At 71.1% G+C, this 13,300-nt stretch carries 10 protein-coding genes; 8 read left to right on the top strand and 2 right to left on the bottom strand.

What is annotated here, in order from left to right:
* The coding region (locus AB0F10_RS00670) for a helix-turn-helix domain-containing protein (RefSeq protein ID WP_360619509.1) at nucleotides 1-375 on the bottom strand (375 nt) is incomplete at its 3' end.
* A gap of 148 nt (nucleotides 376-523) precedes the next feature.
* A complete protein-coding gene (locus AB0F10_RS00665; protein ID WP_360619507.1) occupies nucleotides 524-3,721 on the bottom strand; it encodes a penicillin acylase family protein in 3,198 nt (1,065 codons plus the stop codon).
* 133 nt (nucleotides 3,722-3,854) lie between these two features.
* Between AB0F10_RS00665 and AB0F10_RS00660 the strand changes: the two genes are divergently transcribed.
* The 8 genes from AB0F10_RS00660 (at nucleotide 3,855) to AB0F10_RS00625 (ending at nucleotide 13,272) form a co-directional block, all read left to right on the top strand.
* A complete protein-coding gene (locus AB0F10_RS00660; RefSeq protein ID WP_360619506.1) occupies nucleotides 3,855-5,297 on the top strand; it encodes a TldD/PmbA family protein in 1,443 nt (480 codons plus the stop codon).
* A gap of 37 nt (nucleotides 5,298-5,334) precedes the next feature.
* Complete coding sequence (locus tag AB0F10_RS00655) at nucleotides 5,335-6,711, top strand: metallopeptidase TldD-related protein (RefSeq protein WP_360619505.1); 1,377 nt, start codon at nucleotides 5,335-5,337, stop codon at nucleotides 6,709-6,711.
* Between the two features lie 98 nt (nucleotides 6,712-6,809).
* Nucleotides 6,810-7,760 (top strand): hypothetical protein, encoded by a 951-nt coding sequence (locus AB0F10_RS00650; RefSeq protein ID WP_360619504.1) that lies wholly within the window; start codon nucleotides 6,810-6,812, stop codon nucleotides 7,758-7,760.
* Nucleotides 7,761-7,917: 157 nt separating this feature from the next.
* Nucleotides 7,918-8,724: a hypothetical protein gene (locus tag AB0F10_RS00645; protein WP_360619502.1), complete on the top strand. Its 807-nt coding sequence runs from the start codon at nucleotides 7,918-7,920 to the stop codon at nucleotides 8,722-8,724.
* Between the two features lie 9 nt (nucleotides 8,725-8,733).
* Nucleotides 8,734-10,644, top strand: coding sequence for a fumarate reductase/succinate dehydrogenase flavoprotein subunit (locus AB0F10_RS00640; protein ID WP_360619501.1), 1,911 nt, complete (start codon nucleotides 8,734-8,736; stop codon nucleotides 10,642-10,644).
* Entirely contained in the window at nucleotides 10,644-11,639 is a 996-nt protein-coding gene (locus tag AB0F10_RS00635) for a succinate dehydrogenase/fumarate reductase iron-sulfur subunit (protein WP_360619500.1), read from the top strand. Before AB0F10_RS00640 ends, AB0F10_RS00635 begins: the two co-directional genes overlap by 1 nt.
* 103 nt (nucleotides 11,640-11,742) lie before the next feature.
* Entirely contained in the window at nucleotides 11,743-12,357 is a 615-nt protein-coding gene (locus AB0F10_RS00630; RefSeq protein WP_360619518.1) for an alpha-ketoglutarate-dependent dioxygenase AlkB, read from the top strand.
* A gap of 195 nt (nucleotides 12,358-12,552) precedes the next feature.
* Nucleotides 12,553-13,272, top strand: coding sequence for an ABC transporter ATP-binding protein (locus AB0F10_RS00625; RefSeq protein ID WP_360619498.1), 720 nt, complete (start codon nucleotides 12,553-12,555; stop codon nucleotides 13,270-13,272).
* Nucleotides 13,273-13,300 lie beyond the last annotated feature (28 nt).

Below are 13,300 nucleotides of genomic sequence, written 5' to 3'. Positions count from 1 at the left end.
GCGGCGGCGCATCGTGGACATGCTGAGCTTGGGGCGCCCGAGAGCCTTCCAGATGCGGGTGGTGGTCCAGGATCGCGGTGTTTGGAGCAGGGTGTGGATGCGTTCGCCGAGGTTCCGGCTGCCTTTGCGGGGGCGTCCGGAGCGGGGCCGGTCGGGCAGGCCGGTGAGGCCTTCGGCGTGGTGGCGGGCGATCCAGGCGCGAATGGTTTTCGGGTCGTAGTGCAGTAGGTCGGCGATCTCGGATGCGGTCCAGCCGGCGGCGGACAGCACGACGATGACCATCCGGGTCGCCGTACGCCATTGGCCGTGCAGGGCGGTAATCAGTTCGGTGTGTTGCTGTTCGGACATGCTGGCGTAGACGTGCGCGGGGCGCATACTGGCGGTGACCTCGTCGGGGTTCAGGCTCTTGTGTGGAAACCTGATCCGAACCCACGGCGGGGTCTTTACGTTGGTATGTCCCTCTCGCTGAGCATGTTCGCGGACAGCCCGTCACCAGTTACGTACCGAACTTCTGCCTACGCGCTTAGTGCGAGTAGACCTCCACCTCGTAGGCCGAGAATCCGTACGTGGTGGCCCGGGTCTGGCCGGTCAGCCGGACATAGCGGGCGTTGGTCGCGGCGAAGGCCACGTTGTCCACGCCGCCGTTGCCGCCGGTCACGGCCGCCGCCTGGGTCCAGGCGCTGCCGTCGGCGGAAACCTCGATCCGGTACGCGGTGGCGTAGGCCGCCTCCCACCTGATCACCATCCGGGCCACCGGCCGGCTCGCACCCAGATCGATGCGCAGCCACTGGTTGTCCGCCGACGAACTGGCCCACCGGCTGGTCAGGCTGCCGTCGACCGCGTTGGCCGCCGGATAGAACAGCTGGGTGCTCGACGCCGTGACTCCCCGGCCGGCGGCCAGGTTGGACAGGTCGTCGCCGCGCCTGGCCGGGAACGAGGCCACCTGCTGGTACGTCGGGCGGTTCTGCCAGGCGATCGGATCGTGGGTGATCCCGCCCAGCGGCGACTGCACGATGGCGTCGGCGCACCACTGGTCGCCGGCAGCGCAGTGCGTGTCACCGGGATAGGTGGTGGCGGCCGGCTCGGCCAGCGCGGCCGACAGGCTGGTCAGCAGCGCGCCGCGGCAGGCGCTGAGTGTGCCGGCACCGCAGTGCGTCCTGGGCCAGCCCGGGACCGGGTCGCCCAGCGCCGCGCGCAGGTCCTTCTCCACGTAGCCCCACCAGCCGTGCTGGAACGAGGAGCCCTTGTGCGCCTGCGCCTCGTTGGCGGCGGCCGGCAGGCTGGACTGCCGGCCGGTCTGTCCGCCCGAGGGCGACTCGTTGATCTGCATCGCGTCGACAAGCGCCTGGTACAGCCCGGTGCCGAGCGAGGACTCGAACTGTGCCGACACCAGCAGCGGCCACCAGGCGTCGAAGATCCGGATGGCCTCGGCGTCGGCGTAGGTCCTACTGCCCGCGCCGGTCTCGATCCGGTGCGAGCCGCGCTGCTGCCAGGCGCGCAGCTTGGCCACGGCGGCCGCCTGCGCGGGGTCGGTGACCGCGCCGGTGTCGATCACCCGCAGCAGGTCGTCGAGCACCTCCGCGCCGCGCAGGTCGGTGGTGCCCGCCGACTCGACGACGCCGAGCAGCGAGGCCCGGTCGAACCTGGTCCCGGCCCGCAGCGCCGCCTTGATCGGCCGGTCCAGCAGATCGGCGCGGTGCACCGAGCCGAAGCTGAAGTTGCCGTCGGCCGCGGAGTAGTCCGCCGCCTGCTTGTTGTTCCAGCTGACGAAGTAGTCCTGGTTCACCGCCTGCGGATGGCTCGCCTGCGGTTGATAGGTGGCCGTGTTCGTGTCCGGGTTCCAGCCGGCCCACTCGTAGGCGGCCTGCGCCCGGGTCGGCAGGTTCGGGTCGGCGCCGGCGGCGCGCACCGGCGCGGCACCGGACATGAAGTACGCCGAGTCGGTGGAGTTGACGTAGAACCAGTTGAACGCGAACGAGATCGTTCCGGCGGAGGCGGCGAACGCGGCCGGCGTACCCATCTGGTCGGGCTCGTTGAACAGCTGGAACCCGATCGCCGAGTCGGCCTCGTGGCGGTACGTGGAGCGCAGGCTGGTGAACGCGACAGGCTTGCCGCCGACCAGGCCACGCCAGCTCACCAGCCCGTACCTGGTGCGCAGCATGGTCAGCCGGTAGGAGCCCGCGGCGGTCGAGTCGGCAGTCGTCGGCGCCCACGAGTTGGTCCGCGACAGCGGCTCCATGGCGAGGCACTGACCGTGGTAGAGGTAGTGGGTCGAGGCGGTGGTGGGCGTGCCGCCGTCGGTCTCACAGAGTTCGGCGGCGAAGGTGTCGGTGATGTCCTGCACCGACGAGGTGGCGCTCCAGGCGTAGTCCGGGCCGCGGCCGATCAGGGTGTAGAGGTTGAGCCCGGAGAAGGCCACGCCCCGGCTGCTGATCCCCGGGCCGTGCAGCTCCTGCAGCATCAGCAGTTGCGGGGCGAAGTAGCCGGTCTGCGGCCCGAAGACGGCGATCGGGTGCCCGGTCGCCGAGTTCGCCGCCGAGATCACCGCCGCGTTGGACATGCCGCGGTGGGTCCCGTCGATCGTCAGCCCGCCGAGCGAATCGGCGATGACGCTGGTGCCGGTCGCGGCGGCGGACGTGGCCGAGCCGGTCCTGTCGTAGACCAGCGGCTCGGAGGCGGCGCTGCCGGGGTCCGGCATCGCCACGCCGGCCGCGTTCGGGTCACCCGCCCCGTACGGGAAGGACTGTCCGTTGTGCAGGGTGAGCACGGCCTCCGGGTCGTTCTGGGACCGGAACGCCGTCCAGACCTGGTCGCCGATCGTGGCGCCGTACTTCGCCCGGGCCGCGATCCGGACCAGGGCCGACTGCATCTCGGTGCCGCCACCGCCGCCGAACAGCCCGCCGATCACGCCGGCGACCGCGATCAGGTCGGTCGGCTGGAAGTTCTCCGGGCCACCGGCGTTGGTGACGGCGTCGAGGTGGCCGGTCAGCACGTACTCGCCGGGGCAGTCCCGGGCCGCCATGCAGTCCGCGATGTACTTGTTGATCCCGGCGATGTAGGCCTGCACGTCGGTGTAGAGCTGGGCGCCCCGGGCGCCGGAGGTCCGCAACGCCTCGATCTGCGCCTGCAGGTCCGGCTCCGTGTACGGCGAATTGCGCCAGACGCTCTGCTCGAGGTCCCGGTTTCCGGCGGCGCCGCCGGCGAACGGGGTCAGCTGACCGCGGGCCACGTGGCGCATCAGATCCATCAGGAACAGCCGGTCCTCGGCGCCGGCGTAGCCCGCGCCGAACATGGTGCCGGACCGGGTGGTGCCGGTGACGTGCGGAATGCCGAGGGCCTTGTCACGCACCACGGTGACGTCGGAACGCGGGGAGTAGCTGCGCTCCACCTGGTTGGCGGGCACCCCGAAGCTGCTGTCGTTGAAGAACGTGTTGATCTGCTGCCCGGTGAGGCCGGTGTAGTTGTAGACCAGGTCGGCGTAGCGGGCCAGTTGATCGTCGGCGTGCGCGGGCATGGTGCCGAAGGCCTGGTGACCCAGGATCTCGAGCAGGTCGGCGTTGCCGTTCTGGCCCGGCGGCAGGATGTCCGCGCACTCGCCCAGGCAGTAGTCGTCGGTGGCGTAGGCGGCCGCCGCGGGGGCGGCGAGCAGCGGGTTGAGGACGGTGGCAGCGACGAGGGAGACGGTGAGGAGGGCGCTGAGTGGTGCGAGGCGTCGGCGCATGGGGATTTTCCCTTCGGGACGCACGAACGCGAGAAGGATTCATAATGTTAAGCACGTGTTAACGCTCCACACCAGAGCGAGACGGTCATCGATTCGTTCGAAGATGTCGGAGGCGTCGCCTAAGGTTTCGGGCATGAGTGTTGATCACTTCGACGAGGCCGGCGCGGCGGTGCAGGCCGCGCTCGACGCCGGGGCCAGATATGCGGACGCACGGGTGATGCTGCGCCGCACCGAGACGATGAGCGCCCGCGACGGCCACGTCGAGGACCTCAGCTCGGACGAGAGCGCGGGCATCGGGGTGCGCGCCCTGGTCGGCTCGAGCTGGGGTTTCTACGCGGTTCCCGACCTCTCCGACGCCGCCGCCCGCGCGGCCGGCCGCCGGGCGGCCGAGATCGCCGCCGCCAGCGCGCTCGTCTCGGGCCCGGCGATCGACCTGACCCCGGCCGGCGCCGGCACGGCGAGCTGGGCCAGCCCCTGCGAGATCGACCCGCTGTCGGTGCCGCTGTCGGTCAAGGGCGACCTGCTCGTGGCGGCCACCGCCGCCGCCCGCGACGCCGGAGCCGACCTGGCCGAAGGCATCTACCAGATCTGGGACACCCGCAAGTGGTTCGCCTCCAGCGACGGCCACCGCATCGACCAGCACATCCGTGAGTGCGGCGCGGGCGTCACCGCCAGCGCCTACGGCGACGGCGAGATCCAGCGCCGCTCGTGGCCCTCGCACCGCGGGCAATACGGCACCCGCGGCTGGGAGCTCGTCGACGAGCTCGCCCTGACCGACCACGCCGCCCGGATGGCCGACGAGGCCCGTGCCCTGCTCACCGCGCCGCTGTGCCCGTCCGGCGAGACCACCCTCATCCTCGGCGGCGAGCAGCTGGCGCTGCAGATCCACGAGTCCGTGGGCCACGCGATCGAGCTCGACCGCATCCTGGGCTGGGAGGCCGCCTTCGCCGGGACGTCGTGGCTCGACCTCGACCAGCTCGGCACCCTGCGCTACGGCTCCGACCTGATGAACATCACCATCGACCCGACCATCCCGGGCGCGCTCGGCAGCTTCGGCTACGACGACGAGGGCTCGCCGGCGGTCAAGCGCGACGCGGTGCGCAACGGCCGCTGGGTGGGCGTGCTGGCCGGCCGCGACTCGGCGGCGATGGCCGGGCTCGACTACGCGGGCAGCGTGCGCTCCGACGGCTGGGCGCGGCTGCCGATGGTCCGGATGACGAACGTCGGCCTGGAGCCCGGCCCGCACACGCTGGACGAGATCATCGCGGCGACGGACGACGGCGTCCTGATGGACATCAACCGCTCCTGGTCGATCGACGACCGGCGGCTCAACTTCCAGTTCGGCTGCGAGATCGGCTACGAGATCAAGAACGGCAGGCGCGGCCGGATGCTGCGCAATCCGACCTACACCGGGATCGGCCCGAAGTTCTGGCAGTCGATGGACATGCTCTCCTCGGAGTCGATCGCGTGGGGCACGCCCAACTGCGGCAAGGGCCAGCCCGGCCAGATCGGGCACACGGGGCACCCGGCCGCCCCGGCCCGCTTCACCAACGTCCGGGTGGGGGTGCGGGGATGATCCGGGGCCAGGAGCGCATGCCAGAGGGGAGCACAGCATGAGTGCCGAGTCGGACATCGCCGGCCGGGTGGTCGAGCTGACCCGCGGGCTGGCCGGGGCGGGCGCCGAGGCCGAGGTCCTCGCCGGCCACAGCGCCGAGGCGCTGACCCGCTTCGCGAATTCCGCGATCCACCAGAACGTGGCCGACGCGACCACGACCGTGCGGCTGCGGCTGCACCTCGACGGGCGGACCGCGTCCGGTTCGACCACCCTGACCGACGCCGACGGCCTGCAGTCCCTGGTCGAACGCACGATCGCCGCGTCCCGCCTCTCGCCGCCGGACGCCGCCTGGTCCGGCCTCACCCCGCCGACCGCGCTGCGCCCGGCGGGCGGCTTCGACGAGGCGACCGCGGCCGCCACCCCGAAGGAGCGGGCCGAGCGCGTCCGCGACTTCGTCCAGGCCGCCGGCGGGCTCGAAACCGCCGGCTTCTGCCGGACCACCTACCTGTCCGGCGGTTTCGCCAACACGGCCGGTCACTCGGTCGAGGGCCGGGCGGCCGAGGCGGCGATGGACGGCATCGCCCGCCTCGACGGCGCCGACGGCGTGTCCCGCCTGGCCGGCGGCCGCCTCGCCGATATCGACGGCGCGACGCTGGGCGCCCGGGCCGCCGCGAAGGCGCGCGCGGGAGGCCGCCCGATCGAGCTGCCGCCGGGGCGCTACGAGGTCGTCCTCGAGCCCACGGCGGTCGCCGACCTCCTCGACAACCTGGCCACCTTCGGCTTCAACGGCAAGGCCTTCGCGCAGCAGCAGTCGTTCGCCGAGCTGGGCGCGCGGCAGTTCGACGAGGCGATCACCATCGTCGACCGGCCGCTGGGCGCGACGCTGCCCTTCGACCTCGAGGGCACGCCCCGCGACGCGCTGACGCTGGTCCGCGCGGGCATCACGACCGCGGTGAGCCACGACCGCACCTCGGCCGCCGAGATCGGCGCGGCGTCGACCGGCCACGCCTCGGCGGCCTCCCGCTCCTGGGGCCCGATGGCCACCAACCTGAGCCTCGCACCGGGCCCGGACCCCGGTGCCGTCGCCGGGCCCGGCGACGGCCCGACCGCGGCGTCCGCCCGGGCGCTGGTCGCCCGGATGCGCCGCGGCCTGCTCATCACGGACTTCTGGTACACCCGGGTGCTGGACCAGCGGAGCCTGGTCATCACGGGCCTGACCCGCAACGGCGTCTGGCTGGTCGAGGACGGCGAGGTGACGGCGGCGGTGGGCAACATGCGCTTCACCCAGTCCTACCCGCAGGCGCTGGGGCCGGGGACGGTGCTGGGCCTGGGCGCCGAGGCGGTCTCGCTGCCGGACCGGTGGTCCGGGGTCCGCTACACGGCGCCGGCCCTGCACCTGAAGTCCTGGAACATCACCGGCAACGCCTCCGGCTGAGCCAACCCGCGGCGGAAACCCTGGCAGGTTCGTTAAGGAGCCAATCGTAGGTCCGACATTGACCGGCGTGTTTCACTTGGCCGGTGAGCGCTGGATCGATGAGTGACGGGCCGCGCGACCAGCAGCCCGACGAGTTTCAGGCCGGCTTCCGCCCGGGCGACGAGCCGACGACCGGCCCGCCCGCCGGCTCGAGCACGATGCCCGGACCAGCCACGCCCGGACCAGCCACGCCCGGATCCGCCACGCCCGGATCCGCCGCGCCCACCTACGGCACGCCGGGTTCGGCCGGCCCGGGTTCGGCCGGGCCGGGTCCGGGCATCTCGGCGTCGGGAGCCCCGGTCTCCGGCGCGCCCGTCTCCGGGGCGCCCGACCCGGGCACCCCCGACGCCGGCACGGCGGACTTCGGCGCCCCGGCCACCGGTCGGGGCCCGGATGCGGCCACGGCCGCTCAGGGCCCGCAGCCGGCCCCCGCTCCCCGCCGCCGCGGCATCTGGCTCACGAACGCCGAAACGAGCGCCGGAACGGAGGCCGGGCCCGAGGACAACGCCCGCAAACGCCGCCGCCGGCGGCTCTTCATCGCCGGGATCTCGGTCGGCGCCGCCCTGATCGTCATCGCCACCTGCACCGGCGGCCTGGCCGTGATCAACGCCGTCTCCGACCTGCGCGACGCCGCCGACGACGCCCGGGAACGCCAGCGCCTGCGGGACTCCGCCTGCGTCGCGCTCGAGACCCGCCTCAACCGCCTCGTCCCGCCCGGCGCCACCACCACGCCGCGGGCCCGGGCCGTCGCCGTCCGGAACGAGAACGCCGCCACCCGGATCTACGTCGTACAGCTGCAGGACGAGCAGGCCGGCGACGGCTGGCGACAGCTTCTCGACGCCCGCACCGCGTTCGCCGAGGGGCTCGAGGCGCAGGCCAAATCCCGTACGCCGGCGTTCTACGTCGCTCCCGAGAGCGCCGACAAGGTCTCCGTTTCCGAGCAGCTGATCCGCTGGTCACCGGCACCCTGCGCGGGCGCAATCCGGCGTTTGGCCACACCTGACCTGTAGTAAGCCTTCCCTTATCCGCCATGAAACTGACCTTCGTTGTAACGTGTGCCACACATTGCGGATGCACCCCGTCTGACAGGCTGAAACAGGGCAGACAGGATTCAGGCGCGCCCGCCGGCAGACGCAGGTCACTGTCAGCACCGTCAGGGAGACGTCAATGACGACGACGGCAACGAGGCCGGATCCGGGGCGCGCACGCGCCGCGATCGCGGCGAAGACGTTGCGTACGGACCGGTGGTGGTTGCCGCCGCTGGTCACCTTCGTGGGCCTTACCGCGTGGGTTACCTACGCGACGGTCCGGGTTTTCATGCACAGCCACTATTACATCGAGGCCTACCACTATCTGACCCCGTTCTACTCACCGTGCATCACAGACCGGTGCGTCGAGGCGGCGGCCCATTTCGGCACCCCGCTGCCGAGCTTCTGGCTCATCCCGGAGGCGGCGTTCACGCTGCCGTTCCTGCTGCTCTTCCGCCTGACCTGCTATTACTACCGCAAGGCGTACTACCGCTCGTTCTGGTTGTCACCGCCGGCCTGCGCCGTGCCCGACGCCCACGAGAAGTACTCCGGCGAGACGCGCTTCCCGCTCATCTTCCAGAACGTCCACCGGTACGCGTTCTACGCCGCCGGCATCATCTCGATCATCAACACCTGGGACGCGATCGTGGCGTTCCAGTCCGGTGACGAGTTCGGGTTCGGGCTGGGCAACATCATCCTGGTCGTCAACGTGGTGATGCTTTGGGCGTACACGTTGTCCTGCCACTCCTGCCGGCACATCGCCGGCGGCCGGCTGAAGCACTTCTCCAAGCACCCGGTGCGTTACCGCTTCTGGACCTTCGTGTCGAAGCTGAACACCCGGCACATGCTGCTCGCCTGGGTCACGCTCGGCACGCTCGCCCTGACCGACTTCTACATCATGGCGCTCTCGTTGGACTGGTGGTCCGACCTGCGCTTCATCAACTAGAGGGCCCCCATGACAACCCGAATCGAACGACACCACTACGACGTCGTCGTGATCGGCGCCGGTGGCGCCGGGCTGCGGGCGGCCATCGAGGCCCGGCTCGCCGGCAAGAAGACCGCGATCATCTCGAAGTCGCTGTTCGGCAAGGCGCACACGGTCATGGCCGAGGGCGGCGCGGCCGCCGCCATGGGCAACGTGAACAGCAAGGACAACTGGATGGTGCACTTCGGTGACACCATGCGCGGCGGCAAGTTCCTGAACAACTTCCGGATGGCCGAGCTGCACGCCAAGGAGGCGCCGGAGCGCATCTGGGAGCTGGAGACCTACGGTGCGCTCTTCGACCGCACCAAGGACGGCAAGATCTCCCAGCGCAACTTCGGCGGCCACGAGTACCCGCGGCTCGCGCACGTCGGCGACCGTACCGGCCTGGAGCTGATCCGCACCCTGCAGCAGAAGATCGTCTCGCTGCAGCAGGAGGACTTCGCGGAAACCGGCAACTACGACGCCCGGATCCGGGTCTTCTCCGAGACCACGATCACCGAGCTGCTGCTCGACGGCGACAGGGTGGCCGGCGCGTTCGGCTACTACCGCGAGACGGGCGAGTTCATCCTGCTCGAGGCGCCGGCGATCGTGCTCGCCACCGGCGGCGTCGGCCGCTCCTACAAGGTCACCTCGAACTCGTGGGAATACACCGGCGACGGCCACGCGCTCGCCCTGCGGGCCGGCGCGACGCTGATCAACATGGAGTTCCTGCAGTTCCACCCGACCGGCATGGTGTGGCCGCCCAGCGTCAAGGGCATCCTGGTCACCGAGTCGGTGCGCGGCGACGGCGGCGTCCTGAAGAACTCCGACGGCAAGCGGTTCATGTTCAACTACGTCCCCGACGTCTTCCGCCGGCAGTACGCGGAGACCGAGGAGGAGGCGGACCGCTGGTACAAGGATCCGGACAACAACCGGCGCCCGCCCGAGCTGCTCCCCCGCGACGAGGTCGCCCGGGCGATCAACAGCGAGGTCAAGGCCGGCCGCGGTACGAAGGCCGGCGGCGTGCTGCTCGACATCGCCAGCCGGCTGCCGGCCGAGGAGGTCCAGCGGCGGCTGCCGTCGATGTACCACCAGTTCAAGGAGCTGGCGGACGTCGACATCACCAGGGAGCCGATGGAGGTCGGCCCGACCTGTCACTACGTGATGGGCGGCGTCGAGGTCGACCCGGACACGGCGGCGGCGTTCGGCCACGTCGAGGGCCTGTTCGCGGCCGGCGAGGTGTCCGGCGGCATGCACGGCTCCAACCGGCTCGGCGGCAACTCGCTCTCCGACCTGCTGGTCTTCGGCAAGCGCGCCGGCGAGCACGCGGCGGCGTACACGGAGACGCTGGCCAAGCGTCCCAAGGTGGCCACCGGTGACGTCGAGTCGGCGGTGGACGCCGCGCTCGCGCCGCTGAGCCGCGAGAACGGCGAGAACCCTTACACGTTGCAGCAGGACCTGCAGGCGGTGATGGGCGACCTGGTCGGCATCATCCGCCGCGCGGGCGAGCTGACCGACGCCCTCAAGCGGCTGCAGGAGCTCAAGGCGCGGGTGGCGAACGTTTCCGCGACCGGCGGCCGCCTCTACAACCCGGGCTGGCACCTGGCGCTGGACCTGCGCAACATGCTCGTCGTCTCCGAGTGCACCGCGAAGGCGGCGCTGGAGCGGGAGGAGTCGCGCGGCGGTCACACCCGCGAGGACTTCCCGAAGATGAACCCGCAGTGGCGCCTGCTCAACCTGGTCTGCTCGCTGGACGACACCGGCGACGTGCACCTCGAGCGCAAGCCGGTGCCGAAGATGCGCGACGAGCTGATCAAGCTCTTCGACCGCACCGAGCTCTCGAAGTATCTGACGGACGAGGAACTGGCCGAGTACGACGAGGCAGTCGGGGAGGCGAAGTAATGGAGCGTCACTTTCGGGTGTGGCGGGGCGACTCGTCGGGCGGTGAGATCCAGGACTTCGACGTCGAGGTGAACGAGGGCGAGGTCGTCCTCGACATCATCCACCGGCTGCAGGCGACGCAGACGCCGGATCTGGCCTGCCGCTGGAACTGCAAGGCCGGCAAGTGCGGCTCCTGCTCGATGGAGATCAACGGCAAGCCGCGGCTGGGCTGCATGACGCGGATGTCCACCTTCGAGGATGACGAGACCGTCACGATCACCCCGCTGCGGGCCTTCCCGATCATCCGCGACCTGGTCACCGACGTCTCGTTCAACTACGAGAAGGCCCGCGAGACCCCGGCGTTCGCGCCGCCGCCGAACGTCAGGCCGGGCGACTACCGGATGCAGCAGATCGACGTGGAACGCTCGCAGGAGTTCCGCAAGTGCATCGAGTGCTTCCTCTGCCAGAACACCTGCCACGTGGTCCGCGACCACGAGGAGAACAAGCCGGCGTTCTCCGGCCCGCGCTACTTCATCCGCGCGGCCGAACTCGACATGCACCCGCTGGACGACCGCACGGACCGCAAGGAATACGCGCAGGCCAGCCAGGGCCTCGGCTACTGCAACATCACCAAGTGCTGCACCGAGGTCTGCCCCGAACACATCAAGATCACGGACAACGCGATCATCCCGATGAAGGAGCGGGTGGTGGACCGCCGCTACGACCCGCTGGTCTGGCTGGGTCGCAAGATCTTCCGCCGGGACCAGCTGGAGGGCCAGCCCGCGGTCCACGCCGCCGGCCCCGCCCCGAGCGGCCCGGCGGGCGCGGTCGGCACGACCGGCCCGGGCGCCACGAGTTCACGGCCGCCGGAATCCCCTGCGATCAACGCCGACGGCAGGCTCGACGTCTCCGAACTCGCGTCGTACCAGGCGGGCGGCCCGTCGCCGTTCGGCGACGACCAGGAGTTCCCGCTGCCCAAGGAGGGCATCACCTACCAGCATCCGGCAACGGACTGATCCGTCGGTGAGGGAGGGCCCGCTTCGGCGGGCCTTCTTGCTTTGTTGGCACACGCGTACTAATGCGGCGTAGGGTGGCCGGGTGGGTGCCTACCAGCCGTCGATGCTCGACCTCATGGCCGGCCCGGCCACTACGCTCGGGCCACTGCCGGGTCGCCTGGTCCGCCACCGGCTGACGGCGGGCGCCTGGGTCGACGTGCTGCCCGGCTGGGTGCTCGGCTCGGACCCGGTCTTCGAGACGCTGCGGACCGGGGTCGACTGGCGTGCCGAGCGCCGCCAGATGTATGACGGCGTGGTCGACGTCCCCCGCCTGCTCCGCTGGTACGGGCCGGGCGAGACCCTGCCGCATCCGGCGCTGACGCAGGCGCGCGACCGCCTCTCCGCCCACTACCGGCCGGAGCTCGGCGAGGGCTTCGTGACGGCGGGCATGTGCCTCTACCGCGACGGCCGCGACAGCGTGGCGTGGCACGGCGACACCAGGGGACGATCGTCGCGTGAGGACACCATGGTGGCGATCGTGTCCTTCGGCTCGCCGCGAAACCTGCTGCTCCGCCCCCGCGCCGGCGGCGCGGGGACGCTGCGCTTTCCGCTGGGCCACGGCGACCTGATCGTGATGGGCGGCTCCTGCCAGCGCACCTGGGAGCACGCGATCCCCAAGACGGCGCGGCCGGTCGGCCCACGGGTCAGCGTCCAGTTCCGCCCGATCAACGTCGCCTAGCGGCGGACCGGGGTGGCGCGCGAGACGCTACCCGTCCCTCACATCCGATCGGCACGCATCGATCGATGAGTTGCGCCTCAACTCGGTTACGGCCTATTGACACGGCACTCAAAGAAATTACACTCCAAGTGTAAATAGTTACCCGCGTCACATTCTCCATCTAGGACACTGTCCGCCCTCAACGCCGAGGTGACGATGCCCCCTCCAGATTCCACCGAGACCGACAAAGGGCTCGTTCTACACCAGATCGGAGTTCGCTTCGGCGGGCTCGTCGCCCTGGACGGCGTCTCTCTGCGGGTGCCGCCCGGCCGGACGGTCGGCGTCATCGGCCCCAACGGCGCCGGCAAGACCACCCTCTTCAACGTCGTGTGCGGCTTCGTCGCGCCGACCACCGGCATGCTCACGCTCGACGGCCGCCCGCTGCGGCCCCGGCCGCACCGGCTGGCCCGCCTCGGCATCGCCCGGACCCTGCAGGGCGTCGGCCTGTTCGCCGGCATGACGGTGCTCGAGAACGTCATGGTCGGCGCCGAGCACGCGGGCCGGCCCGCCGACGCCGCCACCGAGGCGCTGGAGCGATGCGGCGTCGCCGAGCACGCACCCGCCCTTCCCGGCGGCCTTCCGTACGCGGTCCGCAAGCGCGTCGCCCTCGCCCGGGCCCTGGTGGCCGAGCCCCGCCTGCTCCTGCTGGACGAGCCGGCCGGCGGGCTGGGCGGCGACGAGATCGAGCGGCTCGGCGAGCTCATCACCGGGCTGTCCTGCTCCGTCCTGCTCGTCGAGCACCACATGGACCTGGTCATGGCCGTCTGCGACGAGATCCTGGTGCTCGACTTCGGCAAGCCGGTCGCGCACGGCACCCCCGGCGAGATCCGCACCAACGAAGCGGTCGCCGACGCCTACCTCGGCGCCGCCGCATGACCGCCTGCACCGCAGCGAAGCAAGGGCC

The sequence above is a fragment of the Actinoplanes sp. NPDC026623 genome (assembly GCF_040638275.1).
Lineage (GTDB): Bacteria > Actinomycetota > Actinomycetes > Mycobacteriales > Micromonosporaceae > Actinoplanes.
This window is presented reverse-complemented; position numbering and strand designations above follow the sequence as displayed.

Excerpts from the sequence above, each read along its gene's own strand:
- AB0F10_RS00625 (WP_360619498.1), top strand. The coding sequence starts at position 12,553 with ATGCCCCCTCCAGATTCCACCGAGACCGACAAAGGGCTCGTTCTACAC.
- AB0F10_RS00630 (WP_360619518.1), top strand. The coding sequence starts at position 11,743 with ATGCTCGACCTCATGGCCGGCCCGGCCACTACGCTCGGGCCACTGCCG.
- AB0F10_RS00635 (WP_360619500.1), top strand. The coding sequence starts at position 10,644 with ATGGAGCGTCACTTTCGGGTGTGGCGGGGCGACTCGTCGGGCGGTGAG.
- AB0F10_RS00660 (WP_360619506.1), top strand. The coding sequence starts at position 3,855 with ATGAGTGTTGATCACTTCGACGAGGCCGGCGCGGCGGTGCAGGCCGCG.
- AB0F10_RS00640 (WP_360619501.1), top strand. The coding sequence starts at position 8,734 with ATGACAACCCGAATCGAACGACACCACTACGACGTCGTCGTGATCGGC.
- AB0F10_RS00645 (WP_360619502.1), top strand. The coding sequence starts at position 7,918 with ATGACGACGACGGCAACGAGGCCGGATCCGGGGCGCGCACGCGCCGCG.
- AB0F10_RS00665 (WP_360619507.1), bottom strand. The coding sequence starts at position 3,721 with ATGCGCCGACGCCTCGCACCACTCAGCGCCCTCCTCACCGTCTCCCTC.
- AB0F10_RS00655 (WP_360619505.1), top strand. The coding sequence starts at position 5,335 with ATGAGTGCCGAGTCGGACATCGCCGGCCGGGTGGTCGAGCTGACCCGC.
- AB0F10_RS00650 (WP_360619504.1), top strand. The coding sequence starts at position 6,810 with ATGAGTGACGGGCCGCGCGACCAGCAGCCCGACGAGTTTCAGGCCGGC.